General features: G+C 70.8%; 27 protein-coding genes. 2 read left to right on the plus strand and 25 right to left on the minus strand.

The window, feature by feature from the left end; all coding sequences use genetic code 11:
• Window positions 1-4: 4 nt before the first annotated feature.
• The 6 genes from ACGFZS_RS30660 to rpsB all read right to left on the minus strand — a co-directional run bounded on the left by ACGFZS_RS30660 (window position 5) and on the right by rpsB (window position 6,298).
• Window positions 5-1,249 (minus strand): cytochrome P450, encoded by a 1,245-nt coding sequence (locus tag ACGFZS_RS30660; protein WP_393797805.1) that lies wholly within the window; start codon window positions 1,247-1,249, stop codon window positions 5-7.
• Between the two features lie 159 nt (window positions 1,250-1,408).
• Complete coding sequence (locus ACGFZS_RS30665; protein WP_393797806.1) at window positions 1,409-2,728, minus strand: phosphatidate cytidylyltransferase; 1,320 nt, start codon at window positions 2,726-2,728, stop codon at window positions 1,409-1,411.
• Window positions 2,728-3,285, minus strand: coding sequence for a ribosome recycling factor (gene frr / locus ACGFZS_RS30670; RefSeq protein WP_046727856.1), 558 nt, complete (start codon window positions 3,283-3,285; stop codon window positions 2,728-2,730). The genes ACGFZS_RS30665 and frr overlap by 1 nt, the downstream gene beginning before the upstream one ends.
• A 130-nt stretch (window positions 3,286-3,415) precedes the next feature.
• Complete coding sequence (pyrH, locus tag ACGFZS_RS30675; protein ID WP_355720446.1) at window positions 3,416-4,174, minus strand: UMP kinase; 759 nt, start codon at window positions 4,172-4,174, stop codon at window positions 3,416-3,418.
• Window positions 4,175-4,381: 207 nt separating this feature from the next.
• Window positions 4,382-5,218 carry a translation elongation factor Ts gene (gene tsf, locus ACGFZS_RS30680; protein ID WP_393797807.1) on the minus strand — a complete coding sequence of 279 codons (837 nt, stop codon included), beginning with the start codon at window positions 5,216-5,218 and terminating at the stop codon, window positions 4,382-4,384.
• A 132-nt stretch (window positions 5,219-5,350) separates the two neighbouring features.
• The gene (rpsB, locus tag ACGFZS_RS30685) at window positions 5,351-6,298 is read right to left on the minus strand and encodes a 30S ribosomal protein S2 (protein WP_393797808.1); all 948 of its coding nucleotides are present in this window, start codon (window positions 6,296-6,298) and stop codon (window positions 5,351-5,353) included.
• A gap of 273 nt (window positions 6,299-6,571) precedes the next feature.
• Here rpsB and ACGFZS_RS30690 point away from each other — a divergent pair, with 273 nt between their 5' ends.
• Window positions 6,572-7,147 (plus strand): peptidoglycan DD-metalloendopeptidase family protein, encoded by a 576-nt coding sequence (locus ACGFZS_RS30690; protein WP_393797809.1) that lies wholly within the window; start codon window positions 6,572-6,574, stop codon window positions 7,145-7,147.
• Between the two features lie 183 nt (window positions 7,148-7,330).
• Here ACGFZS_RS30690 and ACGFZS_RS30695 read toward each other — a convergent pair whose 3' ends face one another.
• The 17 genes from ACGFZS_RS30695 to ACGFZS_RS30775 form a co-directional block, all read right to left on the minus strand.
• The gene (locus ACGFZS_RS30695) at window positions 7,331-7,888 is read right to left on the minus strand and encodes a TetR/AcrR family transcriptional regulator (protein WP_393540545.1); all 558 of its coding nucleotides are present in this window, start codon (window positions 7,886-7,888) and stop codon (window positions 7,331-7,333) included.
• Between the two features lie 116 nt (window positions 7,889-8,004).
• On the minus strand, window positions 8,005-8,847 hold the full coding sequence (gene whiG, locus ACGFZS_RS30700; RefSeq protein WP_355720435.1) for an RNA polymerase sigma factor WhiG: 843 nt from the start codon (window positions 8,845-8,847) through the stop codon (window positions 8,005-8,007).
• Window positions 8,848-9,159: 312 nt separating this feature from the next.
• The gene (dprA, locus tag ACGFZS_RS30705; protein ID WP_393797810.1) at window positions 9,160-10,305 is read right to left on the minus strand and encodes a DNA-processing protein DprA; all 1,146 of its coding nucleotides are present in this window, start codon (window positions 10,303-10,305) and stop codon (window positions 9,160-9,162) included.
• Complete coding sequence (locus ACGFZS_RS30710) at window positions 10,302-11,912, minus strand: YifB family Mg chelatase-like AAA ATPase (protein ID WP_393797811.1); 1,611 nt, start codon at window positions 11,910-11,912, stop codon at window positions 10,302-10,304. The genes dprA and ACGFZS_RS30710 overlap by 4 nt, the downstream gene beginning before the upstream one ends.
• Window position 11,913: 1 nt before the next feature.
• Window positions 11,914-12,285 (minus strand): YraN family protein, encoded by a 372-nt coding sequence (locus tag ACGFZS_RS30715; RefSeq protein WP_393797812.1) that lies wholly within the window; start codon window positions 12,283-12,285, stop codon window positions 11,914-11,916.
• Window positions 12,286-12,403: 118 nt separating this feature from the next.
• Window positions 12,404-12,712 (minus strand): DUF2469 domain-containing protein, encoded by a 309-nt coding sequence (locus tag ACGFZS_RS30720; RefSeq protein WP_008745401.1) that lies wholly within the window; start codon window positions 12,710-12,712, stop codon window positions 12,404-12,406.
• A 56-nt stretch (window positions 12,713-12,768) separates the two neighbouring features.
• Window positions 12,769-13,275: an NUDIX hydrolase gene (locus ACGFZS_RS30725; protein ID WP_393797813.1), complete on the minus strand. Its 507-nt coding sequence runs from the start codon at window positions 13,273-13,275 to the stop codon at window positions 12,769-12,771.
• Window positions 13,265-14,062, minus strand: a complete 798-nt coding sequence (lepB, locus tag ACGFZS_RS30730; protein ID WP_393797814.1) for a signal peptidase I — start codon at window positions 14,060-14,062, stop codon at window positions 13,265-13,267. Before lepB (ACGFZS_RS30730) ends, ACGFZS_RS30725 begins: the two co-directional genes overlap by 11 nt.
• A gap of 91 nt (window positions 14,063-14,153) precedes the next feature.
• The gene (gene lepB, locus ACGFZS_RS30735; RefSeq protein ID WP_393797815.1) at window positions 14,154-15,161 is read right to left on the minus strand and encodes a signal peptidase I; all 1,008 of its coding nucleotides are present in this window, start codon (window positions 15,159-15,161) and stop codon (window positions 14,154-14,156) included.
• Complete coding sequence (lepB, locus tag ACGFZS_RS30740; protein ID WP_393797816.1) at window positions 15,052-16,140, minus strand: signal peptidase I; 1,089 nt, start codon at window positions 16,138-16,140, stop codon at window positions 15,052-15,054. The genes lepB (ACGFZS_RS30735) and lepB (ACGFZS_RS30740) overlap by 110 nt, the downstream gene beginning before the upstream one ends.
• A complete protein-coding gene (gene lepB / locus ACGFZS_RS30745; protein ID WP_393797817.1) occupies window positions 16,133-16,828 on the minus strand; it encodes a signal peptidase I in 696 nt (231 codons plus the stop codon). The genes lepB (ACGFZS_RS30740) and lepB (ACGFZS_RS30745) overlap by 8 nt, the downstream gene beginning before the upstream one ends.
• 47 nt (window positions 16,829-16,875) lie before the next feature.
• Entirely contained in the window at window positions 16,876-17,226 is a 351-nt protein-coding gene (gene rplS / locus ACGFZS_RS30750; protein ID WP_123973848.1) for a 50S ribosomal protein L19, read from the minus strand.
• 136 nt (window positions 17,227-17,362) lie between these two features.
• A complete protein-coding gene (gene trmD / locus ACGFZS_RS30755) occupies window positions 17,363-18,196 on the minus strand; it encodes a tRNA (guanosine(37)-N1)-methyltransferase TrmD (RefSeq protein ID WP_393797818.1) in 834 nt (277 codons plus the stop codon).
• The gene (rimM, locus tag ACGFZS_RS30760; protein ID WP_359215903.1) at window positions 18,196-18,738 is read right to left on the minus strand and encodes a ribosome maturation factor RimM; all 543 of its coding nucleotides are present in this window, start codon (window positions 18,736-18,738) and stop codon (window positions 18,196-18,198) included. The genes trmD and rimM overlap by 1 nt, the downstream gene beginning before the upstream one ends.
• Window positions 18,739-18,859: 121 nt before the next feature.
• Window positions 18,860-19,099, minus strand: coding sequence for an RNA-binding protein (locus tag ACGFZS_RS30765; RefSeq protein ID WP_005479813.1), 240 nt, complete (start codon window positions 19,097-19,099; stop codon window positions 18,860-18,862).
• A 5-nt stretch (window positions 19,100-19,104) separates the two neighbouring features.
• Window positions 19,105-19,524: a 30S ribosomal protein S16 gene (rpsP, locus tag ACGFZS_RS30770; protein WP_123973851.1), complete on the minus strand. Its 420-nt coding sequence runs from the start codon at window positions 19,522-19,524 to the stop codon at window positions 19,105-19,107.
• 286 nt (window positions 19,525-19,810) lie between these two features.
• Window positions 19,811-20,407 (minus strand): hypothetical protein, encoded by a 597-nt coding sequence (locus tag ACGFZS_RS30775; protein ID WP_093498845.1) that lies wholly within the window; start codon window positions 20,405-20,407, stop codon window positions 19,811-19,813.
• 564 nt (window positions 20,408-20,971) lie between these two features.
• Between ACGFZS_RS30775 and ACGFZS_RS30780 the strand changes: the two genes are divergently transcribed.
• Window positions 20,972-21,829 (plus strand): class I SAM-dependent methyltransferase, encoded by an 858-nt coding sequence (locus tag ACGFZS_RS30780; RefSeq protein ID WP_393797819.1) that lies wholly within the window; start codon window positions 20,972-20,974, stop codon window positions 21,827-21,829.
• Between the two features lie 102 nt (window positions 21,830-21,931).
• Here the strand turns inward: ACGFZS_RS30780 and ftsH are convergent, their stop codons facing one another.
• Entirely contained in the window at window positions 21,932-23,875 is a 1,944-nt protein-coding gene (gene ftsH / locus ACGFZS_RS30785) for an ATP-dependent zinc metalloprotease FtsH (protein ID WP_393797820.1), read from the minus strand.
• 49 nt (window positions 23,876-23,924) lie between these two features.
• The gene (gene ffh / locus ACGFZS_RS30790; protein WP_355726792.1) at window positions 23,925-25,472 is read right to left on the minus strand and encodes a signal recognition particle protein; all 1,548 of its coding nucleotides are present in this window, start codon (window positions 25,470-25,472) and stop codon (window positions 23,925-23,927) included.
• Window positions 25,473-25,481 lie beyond the last annotated feature (9 nt).

Below are 25,481 nucleotides of genomic sequence, written 5' to 3' on the forward strand. Positions count from 1 at the left end.
TCGGTCACCAGGTCACGGGCAGCCTACGCGGTCCGCGGATCAGGCCCCGGCGCTGGAACTCGACCTCGCGCGGCGGAACGGCGAGCCGGATGCCGGGGAAGCGGGTGAGGACCGAGCCGATCATGATCTCGGCCTCCATGCGGGCCATGATCGCGGCCATGCAGTGGTGCGGGCCGTGCCCGAAGGCGAGGTGGGGGCCGTTGGTGCGGTCGAAGTCCACGACGTCCGGGTCGGGGAAGACCGCGGGGTCGCGGTTGGCGGCGACGTACGCGTTGTAGACGACCTCGCCGGCCCGGATCAGCTGGCCGCCGACCTCGACGTCCTCGACGGCGACCCGTGGGATGCCGACGCCGTTGCGGTGCGGGACGTAGCGGAACAGCTCGTCCACGGCCTTGGGGAGCAGCTCGGGCTCGCGGCGCAGCCGGTCCATGTGGTGGGGGCGGGTCAGCAGCGCGTACATCATCGAGCCGCTGTTGTTGCGGACCGCGTGGCCGCCGCTGACCTGGATGGCGGTGGCCAGGGAGATCGCCTCGTCGTCGGTCAGCTCGCCGTCGGCCGCGGCCTGCGCGAGCACGCCGGCGAGGTCGTCGCGGGGCTCCGCGCGGCGGCGCTGGAGCAGTTCGGCGAGCCGGGCCCGGGTGGCCCGGGCGGCCTCCCGGGCGCGTTCCTCCGCGTCGGGGCCGGCGGACAGCAGCGCCTCGCCGGTCTCCGCCCAGCGGTGCCAGTCCTTCTCGTCGACGCCGAGGAAGTCCCGGATCACGGCGATCGGGAAGGGGCCGTGCAGCTGCTCCATGAGGTCGGCCGGCGGGCCCGCCGCGGCCATCACGTCGAGGAGTTCGGCGGCCCTGCGTTCGGCCATCGGCCGCAGCCGCTGCATGGCCCGCCCGGTGAAGGCACGGGCGACGACCCGGCGCAGCCGGTTGTGTCCGGGCGGGTCGATGTACTGCAGACCGGCCGTCTGCGAGGCGACGGGCTCCGGGCGCATGCTGGTGACGTCGCGGCCGACGACCGCCTCCCGCGAGAAGCGCGGGTCGGAGGTGACGAAGCGGACGTCCTCGTACCGGGTGACCAGCCAGGCGTGCCCCTCGCCATGCGCGAGCCTGATCCGGGTGACCGGCTCCTCGCGCATCATCTCGTCCAGGAACGGGTCGGGGTCGAGGGCGGGCAGGTCGTCGACGGACCAGAACCGCACCGGCGGAGGCGGCGAGGTCGGTGACGGGGTGGAGGCCGGGGCCGGGTCGAGGGGCATGGGCACACTCCCTGCGCGTCGGAGGACACAGCGTCCTCACAGGGAGTCTGCCTCCGGCCTGTCCGACCATGCGATTTCTGCTGCGTCATCCGGGGCCGACAACCCGACGAGCCCCCGCCCTGCGAAGGACGGGGGCTCGTCTACGACGACGGGTCTACGTCAGCCACTCCCCACGAACAGCACCATCAGCAGCCACACCACCGGAGCCGTCGGCAGGAGCGAGTCCAGCCGGTCCATGATGCCCCCGTGCCCGGGGAGGAGGGTGCCCATGTCCTTGATGCCCAGGTCGCGCTTGATCATGGACTCGCCGAGGTCGCCGAGGGTGGCGCTGGCGGCGACCGCGAGGCCCAGCAGCAGGCCCTGCCACCAGGTGCCGTCGTCGATCAGGAACTGCATGCACAGCGCGCCCGCGACCATGGCGAACAGCACCGCGCCGACCAGGCCCTCGCGGGTCTTGCCGGGGCTGATGCGGGGGGCGAGCTTGTGGGTGCCGAAGCGCCAGCCGACCGCGTAGGCGCCGGTGTCGCTGACCACGGTGAGGAGCAGGAAGGTGATCACCCGCCGCGGGCCGTCGTCGGCGGTGAGCATCATGGAGACGAACGTCGCCAGGAACGGGACGTAGAACGCCGCGAAGAGGCCCGCGGTGACGTCCCTGAGGTAGCCCTCCGGCGGTTCCGTCATCCGCCAGACCAGGATCGCGAGCCCGGTGAGCGCCAGGGCGACCCAGGCGCCCTCGGCCCCCCGGGCGTAGCCGGCGACGACCATCGCGGCGCCGCCGAGCGCCAGCGGGACCAGGGGCGCCTTGATGCCCTTGCGCTCCTGGAGCCGGCTGGTCAGCTCCCACAGACCCACCACGACCGCGACGGCGACCACGCCGACGAAGACGGCCTTGACGACGAACAGGGACGCCACGATCACGACGCCCAGTCCGACGCCGACCCCTATGGCCGCACCCAGGTCCCGGCCCGCGCTCTTCTTCTGCGGCGCGGGCGCCGGCTGGGGGGCGTCGGGCATGGGCTCCGGATTCTGCGGCGCCGCCGCGTGAGGCAGGGGCTGCGCCGACGGGGTGTCGTCGCGGGACGTCCCGTCGTGGAACGTCCCCTCGCGGAACGCCTCGTCTCGGAACAAGGGGCCGCCCAGCCGAGCGGCCCCCCGATCGTCGTCCTGGTCTGAGCCGTACGCGGGTACGTCGTCGGGCACGATGGGCATGGGGCGAGTCTGCTGCGCGTCATGCGCATCGTACGCGGGACCCGCCGGGGCGGCTCCCTGGACATACCCCTGGCCGTAGCCGTGGGCATGACCGTTCCCGTACCCCTGCCCGGAGCCGTGCGCGTACCCCTGACCGGCGGCTTGACCGTAGTCGTACCCCTGGCCGGTGCCCTGATCGGTCGGCGCCCAGTACCCGGCTCCGGCCTGCGGTCCGGCCTGCCCGGTCTGCGGCCCGGCGGGCGGCGGGGCTCCCCAGGATGAGTCGTTCATCAGACTTCGAGAAGCTCCGCTTCCTTGTGCTTGAGGAGCTCGTCCACCTGTGCGACGTACTTGTGCGTGGTGTCGTCGAGCTCCTTCTCCCCGCGGCGGCCCTCGTCCTCGCCGACCTCGCCGTCCTTGACGAGCTTGTCGATCGCTTCCTTGGCCTTGCGGCGCACGGAGCGGATCGACACCCGGGAGTCCTCGGCCTTGCTCTTGGCGACCTTGATGTAGTCGCGGCGGCGCTCCTCGGTGAGCTCGGGGAACACCACCCGGATGATGTTGCCGTCGTTGCTCGGGTTGACGCCCAGGTCCGAGTCGCGGATCGCCTGCTCGATGTTGCGCAGGGCCGTCTTGTCGAACGGGGTCACGACCGCCATGCGCGGTTCCGGCACGGAGAACGAGGCCAGCTGGTTGATCGGCGTCGGCGCGCCGTAGTAGTCGGCCACGATCTTGTTGAACATCGCCGGGTGCGCACGGCCGGTGCGGATCGCGGCGAAGTCCTCCTTGGCGACCACGACGGCCTTCTCCATCTTCTCCTCGGCCTCGAGGAGGGTCTCTTCGATCACCACTTGCTCCTGCGTGTCTTGAGTAAGGCCCGGCTGCGGCGGCCGGCTGCGTCGCGTCTTCTTTCCTGCACGGTTCCCGACCGGCAGGACATTGTCCATCCCCCGGTCAGGGTGCGTCAGGCGGTGCCGGTCAGGCCCGGCCGCCCTGGTCACCCACCAGCGTGCCGATCTTCTCACCCTTGACGGCGCGGGCGATATTGCCCTCCGCCAGCAGCTCGAACACCAGGATCGGCAGCTTGTTGTCGCGGCAGAGCGTGATCGCGGTGGCGTCGGCGACCTTCAGCTCGCGGGTGATGACCTCGCCGTAGCCGAGGGCGTCGAACTTGACGGCGTCGGGGTTGGTCTTGGGGTCGGAGTCGTAGACCCCGTCCACACCGTTCTTGCCCATGAGCAGCGCCTCGGCGTCGATCTCCAGGGCGCGCTGGGCGGCGGTGGTGTCGGTGGAGAAGTACGGCATGCCCATACCGGCGCCGAAGATGACCACGCGGCCCTTCTCCAGGTGGCGCACGGCGCGCAGCGGGATGTACGGCTCGGCGACCTGCCCCATGGTGATCGCGGTCTGCACCCGGCTGTCGATGCCCTCCTTCTCCAGGAAGTCCTGGAGGGCGAGGCAGTTCATCACGGTGCCGAGCATGCCCATGTAGTCGGAGCGGGCCCGGTCCATGCCGCGCTGCTGGAGCTCGGCGCCGCGGAAGAAGTTGCCACCGCCGATGACGACGGCGACCTGCGCGCCGTCGCGGACGACGGCCGCGATCTCACGGGCGATCTTGTGCACCACGTCGGGGTCCACGCCCAGGCCGCCCCCGCCGGAGAAGGCCTCTCCGGACAGCTTCAGCAGAAACCGGCCGCGTACTTTGCCGTCGTCGCTCTTCTGGGCCTTGGTGGTCATGGAGATCCCGCCTCTTTCACGTGGTGCACATACGAAGAAGGCCATTGCCGGTGGGGTCGCTTTTCGCTGCCCATGCGCGGCAATGGCCTCCTCGTCAGATCTGCCGCCGTCCGTCACGCCCTGGGTGTGGCGGTGCGTACGGACGACTGCTGTCGAACGACCCTATCGGGATTTCCCCGCGGGTCGCGCGTCGATCGCGGTACGGACTCAGATGCCGACCTTGATGCGCGAGAAGCGCTTCAGGGTGACACCGGCCTCGTCCAGAACCTTCTGGACCGACTTCTTGTTGTCGAGCGCGTACGGCTGGCCGAGCAGCGTGGCGTCCTTGAAGAAGCCGTTCAGACGACCCTCGACGATCTTGGCGATCGCGGCCTCGGGCTTGCCCTCGGCGCGGGTGGTCTCCTCGGCGACGCGGCGCTCGGTCTCGACGACCTCGGCCGGCACGTCCTCCTTGGCGAGGTACTTCGGGGCGAACGCGGCGATGTGCTGCGCGATGCCCTTGGCGACCTCGGCGTTCGGCTTGTCCAGCTCGACGAGGACACCGATCTGCGGGGGCAGGTCGGGCATCGTGCGGTGCATGTACGCGGTCACGAAGCCGTCGGAGAACTGCGCGAAGCGGTCCAGGACGATCTTCTCGCCGAGGTTGGCGTTGGCCTCGTCCACGAACGCCTGGACGGTCTTGCCGGGCTCGATCTCGGAGGCGAGCAGGGCGTCGAGGTCGGCCGGGGAGGTCGCGGCGACGTGCGCGGCGATCTGGTTGGCGGCGGCCTGGAACTTGTCACCCTTGGCGACGAAGTCCGTCTCGCACTTCAGCTCGACGATGACACCGGAGGAGTTGTCGTCGGCGATGACGGAGACCACGGCGCCGTTCTCGGCGGAGCGGCCCTCGCGCTTGGCGACGCCCTTCTGGCCCTTGATGCGGAGCGCCTCGACGGCCTTCTCGACGCTGCCCTCGGCCTCGTCCAGCGCCTTCTTGCAGTCCATCATGCCGGCGCCGGTGAGCTCGCGGAGCTTCTTGACGTCAGCGGCGGTGTAGTTCGCCATGAGTCGTAAGTCTTTCTCGAAGTCGGAAGATCTGCCCGATCCACGATCTACACCGAGATGTAGAGCGCGAACCTATGGGTGAACGGCGGGGGCGTACGGGATGTCGCCGCCCCCGCCGTCAACGCTGACGGGTCAGGCCTGCTCGGCGTCCGCGGCCGGGGCCTCGGCGACAGCCTCGGTCTCGGCAGCGGCCTCGGCGGCCGGAGCCTCGGCGGCAGCCTCGGCAACCGGAGCCTCGGCGGCCGGGGTCTCGGCAGCCGGAGTCTCGGCAGCGGCCTCGGCCGGCTTCTCGGCCTCGTCGGCCTTCTTCTCGCCCTCGAGCAGGTCGCGCTCCCACGCGGCCAGCGGCTCGCCGGCGGCCTTGTCGCCCTTGCCCTCGGTGGCGACACGCGAGCGGGAGATGAGGCCCTCGGCGACCGCGTCGGCGATCACGCGGGTGAGCAGGGTGACGGAGCGGATCGCGTCGTCGTTGCCCGGGATCTTGTAGTCGACCTCGTCGGGGTCGCAGTTGGTGTCGAGGATCGCGACGACCGGGATGTTGAGCTTCCGGGCCTCACCGACCGCGATGTGCTCCTTCTTGGTGTCCACGATCCAGACGGCGCTGGGAACCTTGGACATCTCGCGGATACCGCCGAGGGTCTTCTCCAGCTTGGCCTTCTCGCGCGAGAGCACGAGAAGCTCCTTCTTGGTCAGACCGGACGCGGCGACGTCCTCGAAGTCGATCTGCTCGAGCTCCTTGAGACGCTGCAGACGCTTGTAGACGGTCGAGAAGTTGGTGAGCATGCCGCCCAGCCAGCGCTGGTTGACGAAGGGCATGCCGACGCGGGTCGCCTGCTCGGCGATGGCCTCCTGCGCCTGCTTCTTCGTGCCGACGAACATGACCGTGCCGCCGTGGGCGACGGTCTCCTTGACGAACTCGTAGGCGCGGTCGATGTACGACAGCGACTGGAGCAGGTCGATGATGTAGATGCCGTTGCGCTCGGTGAAGATGAAGCGCTTCATCTTCGGGTTCCAGCGACGGGTCTGGTGACCGAAGTGGACGCCGCTCTCCAGCAGCTCCCGCATCGTGACGACGGCCATGGCCGTATCTCCTTGAATTTCTCGGTTGTGCCGCGGGTACCGGACGGCTCCCGCGCCTGACGCCCGTGTGCGCTGTGCCGCGAAGGACCGAGAAGCGCTGACCCGGATCGTGTTACTGACCCGATGTCGGGGCGTGCGAAGTCGACCCGGTGACCCGGATCGCCAACAGAAGTGTACGGGACCCGCGGGGTACCGGGTGACGCCGCTGTCCACAACCCGGGAGTAATCCACAGGTACCGGCCATGATCGGCGGGGGCGCGAGACGGTTCGGGCATGGTGATCATGCGACGAGTGATGCGACAGGTGACGCGGTGGGTGGTGGCGGCGACGGTGTTGCCGCTGGTCCTGGCGGTGGCGGCGGCGCGGGCGGACACCCCTCCGTCACCACCGGTACCGGCGATCGCCCGCGCCTGGCCGGTGGGGGTACGGCCACCGGTCCTGCGCGGCTGGGAGCCGCCGGCGACGGTCTACGGCCCCGGACACCGCGGCGTCGACGTGGCCGCGTCCGCGGGCGAGCCGGTACGCGCGGTCGCGGCGGGCCGGGTGTCCTTCGCGGGGCGGGTGGCGGGGAGGGGGGTGGTGTCGGTGGCCCTGACGGGGACGGACCTGCGCACGACCTACGAACCAGTGACGGCGACGGTCGAGAAGGGGGACGAGGTCGCGGCGGGTCAGGTGGTGGGGACCGTGGAGCCGGCGGGCGCGCATTGCGGTGCGAGTGCGTGTGTGCACTGGGGTCTGTTGCGCGGGGAGACGTATCTGGACCCGTTGCTCCTGCTGCCGCCGTGGCTGTTGGACGTCGGTCCGTCCCGACTGCTGCCGGTGCTGGGGGTGCCGCTGCCGGAGGGGTGATTGCGGCGGGTTGCGCGGCCGCGGGTGGGTGGGGGCTGATCGCGCAGTTCCCCGCGCCCCTGAAGGGGCGCTGCAGCCGCGGTCTCTTTCCAGCTCGCTCAGCTGCGGGCAGGCGTGCCGCAGGGCGGCACGGGTGGGCGCGGCGGCACCCGGCCAGCGCCGGTAAGCGACCCCACCCCGACCTCAGCCCCGCACGCCCCGCAGTGCCATGGCCACGGCCGCGTCCGTGATGACGTCGGGCTCCTCGGCGGCGCCCAGCTCGATTCTGCGTACGGCCGCGTCGACGACCCCCTGCAGCAGCATCGCCGCCAGTCGCGGCTGCTCGTGACCCAGTTCTCCCAGGGCCTCCACGATCATCGCGACCAGTCCGCCGTGCGCGGCGCGGATCTTCTCCCGGGCCCCCGCGTCCAGCTCGCTCGCCGAGATCGCGACCACCGCCCGGTGCCGCCGGTCGCCGACCAGGGCCAGCTGCCGGCGCACATACGCCTCGACCTTGCCCTCGGCGGAGGCCGCGCCCCGCATCGCCGCCGCGACCTCCGCCGCCCACACGGGGAAGTCGACCTCGCACAGCTCCTCGACGACCGCGGCCCGGGAGCGGAAGTACTCGTAGACGGACGACCGGGCCAGCCCGGTCCGCTCGGCGAGCGCCGGGAAGGTCAGCGCCTCCGTCCCGCCCTCGGACAGGAGGGACCGCGCCGCGTCCAGCAGGGCGGCTCGCTGCATCGACCGGTGCTCGGCCACGGAGGCCGCTCGAATCCTTGGCACGTCAACCACTCTACGGACGCGCCGCGCCGGAGGGGAGACAGCGCGACGGGGACACGGGTCACTCCCGGCGACCGCGGCTCGAAAGCCGCCGGTCAGCGGCCGAAACTCGCCAGCTTCGCCCGTAGCTGCAGCACCGATTTGGTGTGGATCTGACTGACCCGGCTCTCGGTGACCCCCAGCACGTTCCCGATCTCGGCGAGCGTGAGGCCCTCGTAGTAGTAGAGGGTCACCACGGTCTTCTCGCGTTCCGGCAGGGTGTTGATGGCCCGCGCCAGGAACCGCCGCAGCTCCCGGTCCTCGGCCACCTCCACGGGGTTGTCCGCGGCGGTGTCCTCCAGCGTGTCCATGACGCTGAGCCCGTCCCCGCCCTCACCCCCGACGTGCAGCAGCTCCTCCAGCGCCACCACGTTGGCCAGCGACAACTGGCTGAACACCGCGTGCAGTTCGTCGACCTCGATGCCCAGCTCACCGGCGACCTCGCCCTCCGTCGGCGTCCGCCGCAGCCGCGCCTCCAGGGTCGCGTAGGCCCGCTCGACGTTGCGGGCCTTCTGCCGCACCGAACGGGGGATCCAGTCCAGCGCCCGTAGCTCGTCGATCATGGCGCCGCGGATCCGGGTGATCGCGTAGGTCTCGAACTTGATCTCCCGGTCGACGTCGAACTTCTCGATCGCGTCGATGAGCCCGAACACCCCGGAGGAGACGAAGTCGGCCTGCTCCACATTGGGCGGCAGACCGACGCTCACCCGCCCGGCCACGTACTTGACCAGCGGCGAGTAGTGCAGGATCAGCTGCTCCCGCAGCCGGTCGTCCCCTGTCGCCTTGTACGACCGCCACAGCTCGTCGAGCGTCGAGGGAGCGGGCGGCCGCACGCTGCCACCGTCGCGGGCGGCTGGGGGGATGGCCGCCCGGTCGGACCCGGAGGTGTGCTGGGGCATTCGTCGCCTTGTGCCGTTCTGCCGTGAAGTGCCAGGAAGTGCTGTGATGTGCTGCGTGATGAGCCGATGAGGATGTACCGGGCGAGGTGTCGGTCTGATGTCGGTTGGCGCGGTCTGCGTCGGGGCTTTCGTGAGCGTAGCGTGACTGAGGAGTCGCGGTGCGCGAACAGTGCGGCTCCACCCCTGCGCGAACCCCCTGTACGGCACGTCCGGCCGCGCTCGGCGCGTCGCTCTGCGTGATCACCGGGAGGTGTCAACTCCGGGAATTCCCAAGGGCGTCGGGCGTTCCCCCGGACGGCCGAACACGCTCGGTCAGCACCGACTCCGACCGTCCCGGACCGAGATCATCGCCTGGCGTGTCAACTTCCAGCCGTCGCCGTGTCGTTCGACGTAACCAAGTGCTCGGAGTTCGTACAGCCTGGCGACGGCCTCGTCCTCGGACGTCTGCGCGCCGCGTGCCACCTCTTCGGGTGAGGCCGGCCGGTTCCCGGGCAGGGCGGCCAGGACCCGCCGGGCGACGGGTTCCAGCAGGTCACGCGGGAGGACCGGGCCGCGTCTGGCCGGGGCCAGCGCGCCCATGTCACCCACGAGTTCGACGACTTCCGCGGCGTCGGTGACCAGGACGGCCTCCCCCCGGAGCAATTCGTGCACCCCGGCCGACAGGCCGCTGGTGGCGGGCCCGGGCACGCCCATGGTGAAGCGGCCGAGCCGCTGGGCCGCCCGCGCGGTGACCAGGGAGCCGCTGCGGTGGGCGGCCTCCACCACGACGGTGCCCCGGGTGAGGGCCGCGATGACCCGGTTGCGGAGCACGAATCTGCTCTGCGTCGGGTGCTCGCCGGGCGGCAACTCCCCCACCACCAGTCCCTGTTCGGCGATCCTGCCGATCAGTTCGGTGTGTCCTCGGGGGTAGGGCCGGTCGACCCCGCAGGCCAGCACGGCGACGGTGGCCCCGCCGGCGCCGAGGGCCCCGCGGTGGGCGGCGCCGTCCACGCCGTAGGCGCCGCCGGACACCACCACCCAGCCGTGCTCGGCGAGCCCCGCGGCGAGGGTGGCCGCCATGTGCGCCCCGTACTCGGTGCAGGCCCGGGCCCCGACGACGGCGACCGCCCGCAGCGCCCACATCCGCAGGCTGGGCCGGCCGCGCACCCACAGGCCGAGGGGGCGGGCGTCACCGAGGTCGTCGAGCTGGCTGGGCCACTCCGCGTCACCGGGGGCCACGAACCGGGCGCCGGCCTCCCGGGCGACGGCCAGGTCCGCGCGGGGGTCGGCCACCGCCGCCCGGGCCAGCAGCCCCGCCCAGCGCTTGTCACCGACACCGGGCAGCGCCGCGCCCCCGCCGCACAACCGCCCCACCACCTCCCCCACGCCCCACTCCCGCACCCACCGCCCGACCACCTCGTCCCCGGGCTCGACGACCCGGGCCAGGAAGACCCGGGCGAGCAGTTCGGCGTCGCTCATGTGGCGATCCCTTCCAGGACCGCACCGCGGCGGACGCCGGTGCGCAGCTCCAGAGCCAGGTTGACGTCATTGGCCGTGGGCCGGTCGTGGCCCGCCAGATCGGCGAGGGTCCAGGCGACCCGGAGCACCCGGTCGAGGCCGCGGGCGGTGAGCAGACCCCGGTCGAGGTCCAGTTCGGCCTTGTGGAGCGCGCCCGGCTGGACATGCCAGCGGGTGCGCAGCTCATGGCCGGGGACCTCACTGTTGGTGCGCCAGGGCAGACCCTCGTAGCGGCCGACAGCCCGTTCCCGGGCCGTGCGCACCCGGTCGGCCACCGCGGCGGAGGTCTCGGCACCGGTGTGGAGCCGCAGCAGTTCCGCCCGGGCGACCGGTTCGACGGTCACCCGGAGGTCCACCCGGTCCATCAGGGGGCCGGAGAGCCGGGCGCGGTACCGCTTGATCGAGGAGGGCCGGCACTCACAGACGTCACCGGCGGTGCCGTACCGGCCGCAGGGGCAGGGGTTGGCGGCCAGGACCATGAGGAACCTCGCGGGCATCCGCAGTATCCCGGCGGCCCGGGCGACCACGACATGCCCCGATTCCAGCGGCTGGCGCAGGGCGTCCAGGACGCTGCTGTGGAATTCGGCGGCCTCGTCCAGGAAGAGCACGCCGTGGTGGGACAGGGACACCGCCCCCGGGCGCGGCAGGCCCGTCCCGCCGCCGACCAGGGAGGCCATGGTGGCCGAGTGGTGCGGGGCGCAGTAGGGCGCCCTGTCCACGAGGGGATGACCGGGCGGCAGCATCCCGGCCACCGAGTGGACGGCCGTGACCTCCAGGGACTCCTGCCGGCCCAGCTCGGGCAGCAGTCCCGGCAGCCGTTCGGCCAGCATGGTCTTGCCCGCGCCGGGCGGGCCCTTGAAGAAGATGTGATGCCGCCCTGCCGCGGCCACCTCCAGGGCGGCCCGGGCCACATGCTGCCCGGCGACGTCCGCCAGATCCGGCGCATGCTCGCCGGTCACCATGCCGGTGCCGAGTCCCATGCCGGGGAGGGCCAGCCCCGCGATGAAGGGGTCGGGGCGGATCTCTCCGGGGACCGGCTCCTCGTCGGGCACCGGTTCGTCGGTGAGGACCGCGATCAGCTGGCGCAGGCTGCGGACGCCCAGCACCGACACCCCGGGCACCAGCGATGCCTCCGGGACCGCGCTCTCCGGGACGACCACCTGCTCGTATCCGGCGTCGGCGGCGGCCAGCACGGCCGGCAGGATGCCCCGGACCGGCCGGACCCGGCCGTCCAGGCCCAGCTCTCCGATCATCACGATCTCGGCGAGCACCCGGGGATCGATCCGCTCGGCTGCCCCGAGGACGGCCGCGGCGACCGCCAGATCGAAGCCGCTGCCGCTCTTGGGCACCGACGCCGGACTCAACCCCACCGTCAGCTTCTTCGAAGGCCAGGTCGCCCCCGAGTTGACGACCGCGGCCCGGACCCGGTCCTTGCTCTCCGTGAGGCTCTTGTCCGGGAGCCCCACCAGGGTGAACGCGGCGACGCCGGGCTCCAGGTCGGCCTGGACCTCGACCACCACGCCCTCGACGCCCACCAGGGCCACCGAGCAGGTACGCGCGAAGCCCATCTCAGGCCACCCCCCGCACGTGCTCGACGACGGGTGCCCCGCGCTGGGGCAGGAGCACCCCGACCACGTCGATGCGGACGCCGCCCGGCGGTGCCCCGCCGTGGGCGTGGATCCAGTGTTCGGCGAGGCCGCGCAGCCGCTCCGCCTTCTCCGGGGAGACCGCGGCCATGGGGTGCTCGAAGACACCCGCCCGCCGGGTCTTGACCTCGCAGACGACCAGGACGTCGCCGTCCCGGGCCACGATGTCGATCTCGCCCGTCCTGCCGCAGCGCCAGTTGCGCTCCAGGACCGTCAGACCGGCCTCCGTCAGCCGCCGCGCGGCCAGCGTCTCGCCGTACTTGCCGAGTGCACTGCGTGCCAGATTCGTGTTCATGTCGGCACCACCTCCGGCGCCAACCGTCACGCATCCCCCACCCAGAAGTTGATCTTGGTGAGTTACTCAGCGGTTGTGGACAACTCCGTCACCCACACGAGCGATCACCCCAGGAGGGTCAGCCGCCCGGAAGCTCCAGGTCGGTCTTGTTCAGCTCTTCGATGTTCACGTCCTTGAACGTGAGGACACGGACCTGCTTCACGAAACGGGCCGGCCGGTACATGTCCCAGACCCAGGCGTCCGCCATGGACACCTCGAAGAACACCTCGCCCTGGACCGAGTGCACCTGCATCTCGTAGTCGTTGGTGAGGTAGAAGCGCCGTTCGGTCTCGATCACGTATTTGAACAGACCGACGACATCGCGGTACTCCCGGTAGAGCTTCAGCTCCATCTCGGTCTCGTACTTTTCGAGGTCCTCGGCGCTCATGGCATGTTCCCCTTCAGCCGTGCGATCCCACCATTGTGCGCCAGTCCCGCGCGCCCCTAGACGATTTCCGTGTCAAGGGTCACGGGCCTGACGGGGGGACCTTCGTCGAGCAGCCTACGGAACAGCTCGGCGAGTCTGGTCGGATACACCGTCTCATGTGCCCGGGTCAGTTCCTGGCACGTCCACCAGCGTGCTCCGGCGACACTGCGCCGCTCCAGCTCGGTCAGGCCCTCGGCCCGGACGGACGTCTGCGTCGTACGGGCCAGGTAGTACCACTCGTCCTGGTCCCAGCGGCGGCCGGCGAACGGGAAGGAGCACATCCGCCGCCACAGCACCGGGCCGAGTTCGACCTCCGTGATGCCGGTCTCCTCCGCGAGTTCCCGCAGTGCGGCCTGCTCACGGGTCTCGTCGCCCTCCAGTCCGCCGCCGGGCGTGAACCACCAGTCGTCGGCCCGGTCGTCCGGTTCATGGCCGTGCAGGAGCAGGATGCGGTCGTCGGGGTCGAGCAGGACCACCCGGGCCACCTTGCGCGGGCCGCCCTCGGACAGCGCCTCAGCGGGCACCGGCGGGCTCCGTACGGTCGGTACGGCCACCGGTGCGGGAACGGCTCAGCAGGTTCGCGACCGGGCCGTACGCGGCGCCCGCGAGGACCAGCACGGCACCGACCACGATCATGATCTCGATGGTGCGGATCGGGCCCGGCCGGGACAGGCTGCCCAGGGTCTCGAAGCCGGTCGGGCGCTTGAGCATGCCCTTCATCGGCCAGACGATCGAGTCCACCCGGGCGGTCACGGCACTGGTGGCGACCGTGCCCTTCGCCGCGTCCGTGAGGTGGGCGGTGGAGTCCAGGGAGCCCTGGCGCTCGTCACCGAGGAGGAAGAGCCGGCCCTTGGGCACGGTGACGGACGGGAAGTCCTGGATCTCGGCGAGGCTGCCCGCCGGCAGATACGGCTCGTCGATCTGCTTGCCGTTGACCGTCAGCTTGCCGTCCGTGCAGCAGGAGACCGTGTCCCCGCCGACCGCGACCACCCGCTTGACGACGTCCGCGTTGGTGACCCAGCTCTTGTCGTGGAAGACGACGACGTCACCCCGGCGCACCTCACTGCCGTCGATCCGCTGGGCGAGGACCCGGTCCCCGGCGTTGATCGTCGGGGTCATCGACCCGGTGGGGACGGTGTACGGCCGGTACACCACCGCGCCCCAGGCGAATCCCCCGAGGAACAGCACGATGCCCAGCGCGACGGCGACCCCGGACAACCGATGTCCGAGCCCGCTGCCGGTCTGCGCCGTGCCCGTGCTGGTGCCCGCACCGCTGCGCGGGGCCGTACGTATCGTGCTCTCGCCACCCATGAGGCCGCACCCTACCCGGCGGTACCGGGCAGGGGCAGCCCTTCTCCGGCGCCCTTGGTCACAAGCTCCCCAAGGGTTTCACATGTGCCGGTTACCGCTTCCCGAACTTGGACCCGACCCGCTCGCCCCGCCGACGGCGCCACACCGCGATCGGCAGGACGGCCGCGACGGCCACGCCCTGCGGGGCCACCGAGAGGGAGGCGGCGGCGGACGACTGCGTGTTGATGCCGGACTGGTCGAAGGTGTCCGGGACCGGCAGCGTGCCCCAGCGGTTGATCGGCCAGGCCTTGACGATGGCGCGGCCGACGACCTCCTTCACCGGGACCATGCCGTGGTGCTTGTCCGACTGGTTGTAGCGCGAGTCGCGGGAGTTCTGGCGGTGGTCGCCCATCACCCAGATGTAGCCCTTGGGCACCTTCACCGTGAACTGGCCGCCCTGGTCGTCGACGCTGCACGGGGTGTTGCCCGGGTACACATAAGGCTCGTTCAGCGCATGGCCGTTGACCATGAGCGGGCCGCTGCCCTTGCAGGAGACGGTGTCGCCGCCGACGCCGATGACCCGCTTGATGAGGTCCTTCTCCTGGGCGGACGGCATCAGGCCGATCCAGCTGAGGAAGGTCTGGACCGCGTTCGGCTGGGCGGTGGGCTCGCCCGCCAGCCAGTCGTCCGGGTCGTGGAAGACCACGACCTCGCCCCGCTCCGGCTTGGAGCCGAACCACGGGGTGAGCTTGTCGACCAGGACGCGGTCACCCTGCTGGAGGGTGTTCTGCATCGAGTCCGAGGGGATCGAGAACGCCTGCACCAGGAACGTCTTGATCAGCAGCGCCAGCACCAGCGCGATACCGATCAGGATCGGCAGCTCCTTCCAGAAGGAGCGGGGCTTCTTCGGCGCGGGCGCCGCCGATTCGCCCGGCTCCCCGTCCCGGCCGCCGCCCGCGCCGCCGGAGGACAGCATGTCCGCCGGACCGCCGTCCTGGGCCGCGCCGGTGTCATTCCCGGAGGTCAGACCGCTGTCTGCGCTGGGGACATTCTCCTCGGGGCGCCCGCTGTGCTCCTCGCCGTCGTGTCCCGACCGTGCGCCAACCGCCACATCCCCCACGCCAGCTCCTTACTCTGTGCCGCCGCCCGCGCCATCCCCGGCGCAGGCCCACCACTCCCATAACGAGCGGGAGTTCCGCAGGGGTCGGGAGTTGGATGTATCCGTTCGGATCGTCGGAGGCAACCCTATGCGACACCTGGGGGGACGCGGTCGACCCCGACACAGAGTCAGAAACGCTTGCGAAGGTTTTAGGTTCATCGAGCGAGGTCCAGTGCCCGAACGGCCAGCCGATCCACTTGGCCCGGCCCACCACGTTGCTCACCGGGACCGTGCCGCCGTAGTCGGTGTCCTGGTGCGCCCGGGAGTCGGCCGAGTTGCCCCGGTGGTCGCCCATCACCCAGAGCCGCCCCTGCGGCACGGTGATGTCGAACTCCTGGGTGGACGGCGCGTTCCCGGGATACAGGTAGTCGCCCTCGGTCAGCGGTACGCCGTTGACGGTCACCCGGCCCTGCGAGTCGCAGCACTTGACGTGGTCGCCGCCGACCCCGATGACCCGCTTGATGAGGTCCTTCTCGTTCGCGGAGGGCAGCAGGCCGATGAAGGTGAGCCCTTCCTTGACCTGCTTGACGCCCACCGGGTCGTTCGTCTTGGTGGTCTGCTCGTCGGCCAGCCAGCCGCCCGGGTCGTGGAAGACGACGACGTCCCCGCGGTGCGGCTGCCATCCGAACCAGGGGGTGAACTTGTCGACGAGGACGCGGTCGCCGATCCGGATCGTCTGCTCCATGGAGCCCGAGGGGATCACGAAGGCCTGGACGAGGAAGGTCTTCAGTACGAGCGCTATCAGGACGGCCACCCCGACCAGCAGCGGGACCTCCCGCATCGCGCCGCGCCGGCGCTTGCGCTTCACCTTGCGCTGCAGTTGGCGCCGCTCCGCGCGGCTGCGGCCGCCGGACGGGCTGGCGGCGCGCCGGGCCCCGGTGGGCAGCAGGGTGGAGACGGCGTCGGTGGGCACGCCGCGCGGTTTGCCGCGGTTACCCATGGGCCGCTCCCGCCGCCGGCACGCGCGCGTAGGCGGCGGGACGGGTGAGGCGGGTCCAGTGCGCGTACGGCCAGACGATCCAGTCGGCCCGGCCGATGACCTTCCCGACGGGGATCATGCCGCCCCCGGGCGAGCCGAGGTGGTCGCGGGAGTCGCTGGAGTCGCTGCGATGGTCACCAAGGACGAAGATCCTCCCGCCGGGGACGACGACGTCGAAGGCGACCGTGGAGGGGGTGTCCCCCGGATAGAGGAACGCGGTCTCGTCGACCGACCGGCCGTTCACTTCGATCCTCCCCTTCTTGTCGCAGCAGACCACATGGTCTCCTCCCACACCGACAACGCGTTTGATGTAGTCGGCGTCCCCGAAATACCCGGCTCCGTCGAACACGACGACATCGCCGCGGCGCGGCTCGGCACCGAAACCGTACGCCAACTTATTTACGAGAACGCGGTCTCCGATCCTCAATCCCTGTTCCATGGATCCGCTGGGAATCTGGAATGGTTGCGCCACGAAAGTGTTGAGGACGAGCAAAAACGCCAGGCAGGTGAAGAGGGTCAGCGTGATCCGGCCGCCCGGCAGCCAGTCGGTGACCCGGGTCAGCAACGCGAAACGCGACCGGTCCTCCACGGCCCCTGGTTCGGGGCAGGAGGAGCGGTCGCGCTCCGTCGGCTGTGCTTCGGTGTCCATCGGGGCCCGATGTTATCCGGCCCCGATGAGAATCCCGTCGCGCGAGATCAGCGCTCGCGCTTCTCCTTGATCTTCGCGGCCTTACCGCGCAGGTCGCGCAGGTAGTAGAGCTTGGCGCGACGCACGTCACCACGGGTGACGAGCTCGATCTTCTCGACGATCGGGGTGTGCACCGGGAAGGTGCGCTCGACGCCGACGGAGAAGGAGACCTTGCGGACCGTGAAGGTCTCGCGGACACCGCTGCCCTGGCGGCGGATCACAACGCCCTTGAACTGCTGCACACGGGAGCGGTTGCCCTCGATGACGCGGACGTGGACGTTGACGGTGTCACCCGGGCGGAAGGCCGGGACGTCGCTGCGCAGCGACGCGGAGTCGACGGTGTCGAGCAGGTGAGACATTTCGTCTGCTTTCCTCGCTGATGCCACAGGTCATCAACGGAAACTAGGTGTTCCATGAGGTCTGCCGTGCGGGTCGGGGCGGGCGTCGTGTCCCCCTGCGGCAGGGGCGCACGCCGGACGGACGCACAACAGCGACCTATTCTTCCACGCCCTCTGGCCTGCGCCAAAATCGGCCGTGCGGGGCGCCCTCCGGGTCCGGGGCCCAGCCCAGGATGGAGAGCATCTCGCGGTCCTTCTTGTCGAAGGCCTTGGGGTCGCAGCGCTCGATCAGGTCGGGCCGGTGGGCGGTGGTCCGCTTCAGCGCCTCGTCCCGGCGCCAGCGGGCGATCTTGCCGTGGTGGCCGCTGACCAGCACCTCGGGGATGTCCCGGCCGCGCCAGACGGGCGGCTTGGTGTAGACGGGGCCCTCCAGGAGGTTCGCCATCGCGCCGGGCGCGAAGGAGTCGTCCCGGTGCGACTCGGCGTTGCCGAGGACGCCGGGCAGCAGCCGCGCCACGGCCTCCGTGATCACCAGTACGGCCGCCTCGCCGCCGGCGAGCACGTAGTCGCCGATGGACACCTCGTACACCGGCATCCGGGTGGCGTACTCGTCCATGACCCGCCGGTCGATGCCCTCGTAGCGGGCCGGTGTGAAGATCAGCCAGGGCCGCTCGGAGAGCTCGACCGCGAGTTCCTGGGTGAAGGAGCGGCCGCTGGGGGTGGGGACGATCAGCGCGGGGGCGTGCGAGCCGGTCTCGTAGCCGTCGGCGAGCGCGGAGTCGAGGGCGTCGCCCCAGGGCTCGGTCTTCATGACCATGCCGGGGCCGCCGCCGTACGGGGTGTCGTCCACGGTGTTGTGCCGGTCGTACGTCCACGCGCGCAGGTCGTGCACATGGACGTCGAGCTGTCCACGCGCGCGTGCCTTGCCGACCAGCGAGACGTTCAGCGGTTCCAGGTACTCGGGGAAGATCGTGACGACGTCGAGGCGCATTACGACTCGTCCCGGGAGGACGCGATCTCGGCCTGGTCGTCGATCAGGCCGGGCGGCGGCGCGACGACCGCCTTCTGCTCCTCCAGGTCGATCTCGACGACGATCTCCTCGACGAAGGGGATCATCACCTCGCTGCCGTCGGGGCGCTCGACGATGAACAGGTCCTGGGACGGCAGGTGCGAGATCTCGGTGATCCGGCCGACCTCGGTGCCGTCGACGGTGACCACGTCCAGGTCCATGAGCTGGTGGTCGTAGTACTCGTCCTCGCCCTCGGGCAGTTCCTCCGGGTCGATCTCGGCGATCAGGAGGGTGTTGCGCAGGGCCTCGGCGCCGGTGCGGTCCTTGACGCCCTCGAAGCGCAGGAGCAGGCGGCCGCTGTGCACGCGGCCCGTCTCGATGGTGAGCGGTCCCACGCCGGCGGGATCGGTGGCGAGTACGGCGCCCGGCCCGAGCCTGAGCTCCGGTTCGTCGGTACGTACCTCCACGGTGACCTCGCCCTTGATGCCGTGGGCGCGGCCGATCCGTGCGACTACGAGCTGCACTGTGCCTGTTCTCCTGTCATCTCCTGCTCGGCCTGCTCTGCCGGCTCGGCCTGCTCATACGACTGCGGGCCGGGGACAGCCGGTTACGGCCCTCCCCGGCCCGAGCCGGTTGCGATAAGCGTCAGCGGACGTGGTCGACGTCGACGAGGTCGACGCGGACTCCGCGACCGCCGATGGCACCCACGACGGTGCGCAGGGCACGCGCGGTGCGGCCGTTGCGGCCGATCACCTTGCCGAGGTCGTCGGGGTGCACCCGGACCTCCAGCACGCGTCCACGGCGCAGGTCGCGCGAGGCGACCTGCACATCGTCGGGGTTGTCGACGATGCCCTTCACGAGGTGCTCAAGCGCCTCTTCGAGCATGCTGCTCAGGCCTCGGTCGACTCGGACTCAGCCGCGGCCTCGTCCTTCTTCTCAGCCTTCTTCTTCTGGGTGATCGCCTCACCCTTGCCCTCGTCGTCACCGCCGAGCGCCTCGAACGACGGACGCGTGGCCTTCGGAGCGGCCACGAGCAGCGGAGCCGGGGCGGGCTCGCCCTTGAACTTCTGCCAGTCGCCGGTCTTCTTCAGGATGGCGAGCACGGGCTCGGTCGGCTGGGCGCCGACGCCGAGCCAGTAGGCGGCGCGCTCGGCGTCCACCTCGATGACCGACGGGTTGTAGGTCGGGTGGTACTTGCCGATCTCCTCGATCGCACGGCCGTCACGGCGGGTGCGGGAGTCGGCGACGACGATGCGGTAGTGAGGCGAACGGATCTTGCCCAGACGCTTCAGCTTGATCTTGACTGCCACGGGAGTGGGTTCTCCTGGTTTTGACGTGGTTGGGCACGGCGAGACTGCCGCGTGGGGTTGCGGTACCCGAGTGCCCGATGGACGCGTCAGCCGGAGGAGAGAGGGGTCCTGTGCGGCTGTCGAGTACAGCTAGCCATTGTGCCACATCCTGCGGGTCGCTCTGTCCGGCGGCCGTGCGAGGGCACACCGGAGGCGCACCCGGCGTGGAGGTGGTTACGTCGGGTGCGCCGGCCGGCGTCACGGCGTGGCGATGGCTACGGCTGCCACGAGCAGTCGTCCGCCGGAGTCACGCCGCTCCGACGACCTCCGGGATGCGGAACGGCTTGCCGCAGCCGCCGCACACGATGGGGGCCTGGGCCAGGACCGACGGGACCACCCGGACGTTGCGGCCGCAGTCGCACACCGCCTTGACCCGGACGCCGCCGCCGGACGAACCGTGGCGGGCGGCCGGGCCGCGGAAGGTGCGCGAGGTGTCCGCGGAGGTGGCCACCGTGTGCGCCTTGAGAGCGCGCTGCAGTCTCTCGATGGTCGGGCGGTAGCGGCGCTTGGCCTCGGGGTTGAGCGTGACCAGCGAGAAGCCGCTGCTGGGATGCGGCTCGTCGGGGTGGTCCAGGCCCAGCTCCTCGGCGATCGCGAGGAATCTGCGGTTGTGGTAGCGGCCGGCCCGGGAGGTGTCGCGGACTCCGCGGGAAGCGGCGATGCCGTGGACTGCCTCATGGAGCAGCCGTTCGAAGGAGAGCTCGTGACCGCACGCGGACGACGACTCCCCGATCAGGGACTCTGGCGCGGCAAGGTCGGGCAGCTCGGGGTGGTACCGCTGAATGTCGGCCCACGCCTCTGCCAGCTCTGCGGCGAGAACAGGTGGTGTCTGTGTCGTGCTCACGTAATGACAACGAGCGGGGGTGCCGCTGTGTTCCTATTCCGGGCCATCCCAAATAATTTGCACGTACCCGTCAGTTGCCGCTGATGCGTGGAGACGAGTACGGGTGCGCTGATCTGCGGAGAAGCCTCACAGCTCGTACCAAGCCGGTGCGTAGTCTGACGTACGACCCGACGCGTACTCCCGGCCGGGACGCCGGGGAGGCTGTGGTCGGCGGAGGCGCAAGAGGCGTTTCGGTCGCTCTCGTGGCGGAGGACGCTACCCCGGTCAGCGTCGCCGAGGGCCCCGACGTTACTCCGGAGCCCGTCGTCGTCCGGCGTCGGCCGGTCCCCCCGGGCGGCCGACCATGGCCAGAACCGCCGTGTCACGGGTCCGATGGTAGAGCCCCACGTTGCCGGGATGTGAAATCTCGCCACAGTCACAGCGCCCGCACAAGCCGGGACCCGCGACCCCTGGACGCCACCGCGAGCCCGGAGTTATGTGGCATAGGTGGGAAGTGCGAGCGCACGGCACGGGGGCCACGGAATCGGTCAGTGCGTAACTCTCGGCGGATTGGGGCGCTTACCTATGACACCTACGCTCGTGCGGCAGCACCGGTCTCACGCGGACTCGACCCCCCGCGTGAACCTGTGGGCACGCGCGCGTGACTGGTCCGAGATCCAGGAGCGGATGCTGGTCCCGCTCTACGAGACCGTCCACGAGCGACTCGAAGTGGGCCCCGCCACCCGGCTGCTCGGCCTGCGCTGCGGATCCGGTCTCGCCCTGCTGATGGCGGCGACCAGAGGGGCCGCGGTCACCGGTGTCGACTCCTCCCCCGAACGCCTCGCCCTCGCCCGTGAGCGCCTGCTGCCCGACCCGGCCCCGGGCGCCCGCTCGCGCGGTGCCGCCCGGATCGTCGAGGGCACGCCCGGGGACCTGGCGGGCGCGCGGACACCGGCGTACGACCTGATCACCGCCTTCGACCCGATCGGCTGCCTGGCCGGTGACTCCGAAGGGCTCGCCGGCCTGCTCGCCGAGGCGACGCCGCTGGCGCGGCACGGGGCGGCCGTGGTGCTGGTCGGCTGGGGCCCGCCGGAGCGCTGTGCGACCTCGTCCGTGCTGCGGGTGGCCGCGAAATTGGCCGATCCTTTGCGCAGTACGAACAGGTGGCGTCCGGCCCGCCGGGACGATCTGGAGGAGGTCGCCGAGCGGGCGGGGCTGCGGATCGACGGTTCGGGGCGGGTCTCCTGCCCGTTCGGGTACGCCGACGCGGACAGTGCGGTACGGGGGCTGCTGTCGACGGGGCTGTTCGACGCGGCGATCGCGGCGACCGACCAGGAGCAGGTCGGCAAGGAGCTGGCGGAGGCGCTGCACCCGCACCAGCGGCCGGACGGCACGGTGTGGATGGCGAACGTGTTCCGGTACCTGGTCGCACGCGTGCGCTGACGCTCCGCTGAGGGGGCCGCCTCCTTGAGGGGGGTGCCGCCGTCGTTCGTCTGCGGCGCCGTCGTGGCTGGTCGCGCAGTTCCCCGCGCCCCTACGGGGCGCTCAGGCCTCGTCCAGGTCCTTGGTCAGGCGGGTGATGCCCGCGATGCGGTAGGCGTCCGCCTCCTCCAGGGTCTCGTTCTCCAGGAGGGCCTGGGCGAGGGCGTCCAGCTGGCCGCGGTGGTCGCGGAGTTTGCGGCGGGCCTCCTCGTAGCACTCGTCGACGATGCGGCGCATCTCGGTGTCGATGGCGTCGAGGGTCTGGGGGGCGGCGGCGAGGCCGTAGGCCTGCTGGGCGTCGCTGGGGAGGGCGGAGAGGCGGCCGACCTCCTCGCTCATGCCCCAGCGGGAGACCATGCCGCGGGCGATGCCGGTGACCTGCTCCAGGTCGCTCTCCGAGCCGGTGGTGATCACGCCGTAGACGACCTGTTCGGCGGCCATGCCGCCGAGGGCGCCGATGATCCGGCCGCGCAGGTACTCCTCGGTGTACGCGTACTTGTCGGCGTCCGGCGTGGAGAGTGTGACGCCGAGGGCGCGGCCGCGCGGCACGATGGTGATCTTGCGGACCGGGTCGGCGCCGGGCTGCAGCATGCCGAGCAGGGCGTGCCCGCTCTCGTGGTAGGCGGTCCTGCGCCGCTCCTCCTCGGGCATGACCAGGGGCCGTTCGGCACCGAGCTGGACCTTCTCCAGGGCCTCCGAGAGGTCGGACTGCGTGACCTTGTCCTGCTTGCGCTTGACGGCGAGGAGGGCGGCCTCGTTGGCGAGGTTGGCCAGTTCGGCGCCGGTCATGCCGGGGGTGGTGCGGGCGACCTGGGCGAGGTCGACGCCCTCGGCGAGCGGGATCTGACGGGTGTGGATCTGGAGGATGGCCTCCCGCCCTGTGCGGTCGGGGGGCGAGACCTGGACGACCCGGTCGAAGCGGCCGGGCCGGGTGAGCGCCGGGTCGAGGATGTCGGCGCGGTTGGTGGCCGCGATGACGATGACGCCCTCGGAGCCGGAGAAGCCGTCCATCTCGGTGAGGATCTGGTTGAGGGTCTGCTCGCGCTCGTCGTGCCCGCCCATGGAGGCGCCGCCGCCGCGGGCCCGGCCGATGGTGTCGATCTCGTCGATGAAGATGATGGAGGGGGCGACCTTGCGGGCCTCGGCGAACAGCTCCCGCACGCGGGAGGCGCCGACGCCGACGATCATCTCGATGAACTCGGAGGCGGACGCCGAGAAGAACGGCACCCCCGCCTCGCCGGCGACGGCCCGCGCGAGCAGCGTCTTGCCGGTGCCGGGCGGGCCGGCGAGCAGCACACCGCGCGGCATCTTGGCGCCCATCTTCCGGTAGGCGTCGGGGTTCTTCAGGAAGTCGACGACGTCGTTGAGCTCGCCCTCGACCTCGTCGATGCCGGCCACGTCCTCGAAGGTGGTCCGCTGCTGTCCGGGCTCCAGTTCGACCGGCTTGGGCGGCGCCTTGCGGCCCAGCATGCCGCCCGCGCCGCCGAGCCCGGCGCTCATCCGGCGGGCGATGAAGACCCACACCGCGACCAGGATGATGATCGGCGCCAGTGAGATCAGCAGATTGGCGAGAAAGCTGCGGTGCTGGACGACGGGCTCGGCGGTGACCGTCACGTTGTGCTTGGTCAGGCTGGTCCAGAGGTCGTCCCCGGCGAACGAGGGGCGCTCGGTGTTGAACTTGGTGTAGTCGCCGCCGCCCTCGGGGTTCTTCTGCTTCTTCTTGAGCTGCCCCTGGATCGAGTCGCCCTTGGCGTAGATCTTCTCGACGTTGCCCGCGTCCACCTGCTTGCTGAACTCGGTGTACGAGACGGTGGGCTCGTTCGCCTCGTCGAAGTAGGACAGCACCAGGTTGGCCAGCAGGTACACGACCAGTGCCGTGACGATGAGCCGCCACCAGCCGCCGTGCATCCGACGCCCGCCGTTCGGCGGCTTCGGGGGCTCCTCGGGAGCCCCCTCGGTACGCCAGGGCTGGTCGGGTGACTTGCGCGGCGGCGCGGGGTTGGTCATATGCGGACCGTACGACACGGACCAACCCCTGGCACCCGCACCGGTGAACTCAGCCCATGAACTTCTTGAACTCGTCGGGCAGCTCGAAGTCCTGGGCGCCCTGCTGCGGCAGGCCGAAGGCGCCGCCCTGGGCCGCGGCCTCGCGGCGCTGGGCCTCCTCCAGCTCCTGCTGCTTGCGCTTCATCGGGTTGCCGGAGCGCTGCTTGCCCTTGGCCTGCTTCGGCTGCTTCTTGGTGCGGCCGGGGCCGCCACCCATGCCCGGCATCCCCGGCATGCCCGGCATGCCGCCGCCCTGCGCCATGCGGGACATCATCTTGCGGGCCTCGAAGAACCGCTCGACGAGCCCCTTGACCGCGCTGACCTCGACACCGGAGCCCTTGGCGATACGGGCGCGGCGGGAGCCGTTGATGATCGTCGGGTCCTGGCGCTCGCCCGGGGTCATCGACTTGATGATCGCGGCGGTGCGGTCGACGTCCCGCTCGTCCAGGTTGTTGATCTGGTCCTTGATCTGGCCCATGCCCGGCAGCATCCCGAGGAGCTTCGAGATGGAGCCCATCTTCCTGACCTGTTCCATCTGGGCCAGGAAGTCGTCCAGGGTGAAGTCCTGGCCCTTCTTGGACGCCAGCTTGGAGGCCATCTTCTGGGCCTCTTCCTGGCTGAACGTCTTCTCCGCCTGCTCGATCAGGGTGAGCAGGTCACCCATGTCGAGGATGCGGGAGGCCATCCGGTCCGGGTGGAACGCGTCGAAGTCGTCGAGCTTCTCGCCGTTCGACGCGAACATGATCGGCTTGCCGGTGACCTGGCGGATGGAGAGCGCGGCACCACCGCGGGCGTCACCGTCGAGCTTGGAGAGGACCACGCCGTCGAAGCCGACGCCGTCGCGGAAGGCCTCGGCGGTCGTGACGGCGTCCTGGCCGATCATGGCGTCGACGACGAAGAGGATCTCGTCGGGCGAGACGGCGTCCCGGATGTCGGCCGCCTGCTGCATCAGCTCCTGGTCGATACCGAGCCGGCCGGCGGTGTCCACGATCACGATGTCGTGGACCTTGGCCTTCGCGAACTCGATGGAGTCCTTGGCGACCTTGACCGGGTCGCCGACGCCGTTGCCCGGCTCGGGCGCGTAGACCGCGGCACCGGCGCGCTCGGCGACCACGCTGAGCTGGTTGACGGCGTTGGGGCGCTGGAGGTCGGCGGCGACGAGCAGCGGGGAGTGGCCCTGCTCCTTGAGCCAGTGGGCGAGCTTGCCCGCGAGGGTGGTCTTACCGGCACCCTGGAGACCGGCCAGCATGATCACGGTGGGCGGCTGCTTGGCGAAGCGGAGCCGCCGGGTCTCGCCGCCGAGGATCGTGACGAGCTCGTCGTTGACGATCTTCAGGACCTGCTGGGCCGGGTTCAGCGCCTTGGAGACCTCGGAGCCGAGGGCCCGTTCCTTGACGTTCTTGATGAACGTGCGGACGACCGGGAGGGCCACGTCGGCTTCGAGGAGCGCGATGCGGATGTCCCGGGCCGTGGCGTCGATGTCGGCTTCGCTCAGACGCCCTTTGCCGCGCAGATTCTTGAAGGTCGCTGAAAGGCGATCGGAGAGAGTGTCGAACACGGCGGCGTC

The sequence above is a fragment of the Streptomyces sp. NPDC048288 genome (genome assembly GCF_043201555.1).
Taxonomy (GTDB): Bacteria; Actinomycetota; Actinomycetes; order Streptomycetales; family Streptomycetaceae; genus Streptomyces.

Excerpts from the sequence above, each read along its gene's own strand:
- ACGFZS_RS30660 (WP_393797805.1), bottom strand. The coding sequence starts at position 1,249 with ATGCCCCTCGACCCGGCCCCGGCCTCCACCCCGTCACCGACCTCGCCG.
- ACGFZS_RS30665 (WP_393797806.1), bottom strand. The coding sequence starts at position 2,728 with ATGAACGACTCATCCTGGGGAGCCCCGCCGCCCGCCGGGCCGCAGACC.
- pyrH (WP_355720446.1), bottom strand. The coding sequence starts at position 4,174 with ATGACCACCAAGGCCCAGAAGAGCGACGACGGCAAAGTACGCGGCCGG.
- tsf (WP_393797807.1), bottom strand. The coding sequence starts at position 5,218 with ATGGCGAACTACACCGCCGCTGACGTCAAGAAGCTCCGCGAGCTCACC.
- rpsB (WP_393797808.1), bottom strand. The coding sequence starts at position 6,298 with ATGGCCGTCGTCACGATGCGGGAGCTGCTGGAGAGCGGCGTCCACTTC.
- ACGFZS_RS30690 (WP_393797809.1), top strand. The coding sequence starts at position 6,572 with ATGGTGATCATGCGACGAGTGATGCGACAGGTGACGCGGTGGGTGGTG.
- whiG (WP_355720435.1), bottom strand. The coding sequence starts at position 8,847 with ATGCCCCAGCACACCTCCGGGTCCGACCGGGCGGCCATCCCCCCAGCC.
- dprA (WP_393797810.1), bottom strand. The coding sequence starts at position 10,305 with ATGAGCGACGCCGAACTGCTCGCCCGGGTCTTCCTGGCCCGGGTCGTC.
- ACGFZS_RS30710 (WP_393797811.1), bottom strand. The coding sequence starts at position 11,912 with ATGGGCTTCGCGCGTACCTGCTCGGTGGCCCTGGTGGGCGTCGAGGGC.
- ACGFZS_RS30715 (WP_393797812.1), bottom strand. The coding sequence starts at position 12,285 with ATGAACACGAATCTGGCACGCAGTGCACTCGGCAAGTACGGCGAGACG.
- ACGFZS_RS30720 (WP_008745401.1), bottom strand. The coding sequence starts at position 12,712 with ATGAGCGCCGAGGACCTCGAAAAGTACGAGACCGAGATGGAGCTGAAG.
- lepB (WP_393797814.1), bottom strand. The coding sequence starts at position 14,062 with ATGGGTGGCGAGAGCACGATACGTACGGCCCCGCGCAGCGGTGCGGGC.
- lepB (WP_393797816.1), bottom strand. The coding sequence starts at position 16,140 with ATGGGTAACCGCGGCAAACCGCGCGGCGTGCCCACCGACGCCGTCTCC.
- lepB (WP_393797817.1), bottom strand. The coding sequence starts at position 16,828 with ATGGACACCGAAGCACAGCCGACGGAGCGCGACCGCTCCTCCTGCCCC.
- rplS (WP_123973848.1), bottom strand. The coding sequence starts at position 17,226 with ATGTCTCACCTGCTCGACACCGTCGACTCCGCGTCGCTGCGCAGCGAC.
- trmD (WP_393797818.1), bottom strand. The coding sequence starts at position 18,196 with ATGCGCCTCGACGTCGTCACGATCTTCCCCGAGTACCTGGAACCGCTG.
- ACGFZS_RS30765 (WP_005479813.1), bottom strand. The coding sequence starts at position 19,099 with ATGCTCGAAGAGGCGCTTGAGCACCTCGTGAAGGGCATCGTCGACAAC.
- ACGFZS_RS30780 (WP_393797819.1), top strand. The coding sequence starts at position 20,972 with ATGACACCTACGCTCGTGCGGCAGCACCGGTCTCACGCGGACTCGACC.
- ftsH (WP_393797820.1), bottom strand. The coding sequence starts at position 23,875 with ATGACCAACCCCGCGCCGCCGCGCAAGTCACCCGACCAGCCCTGGCGT.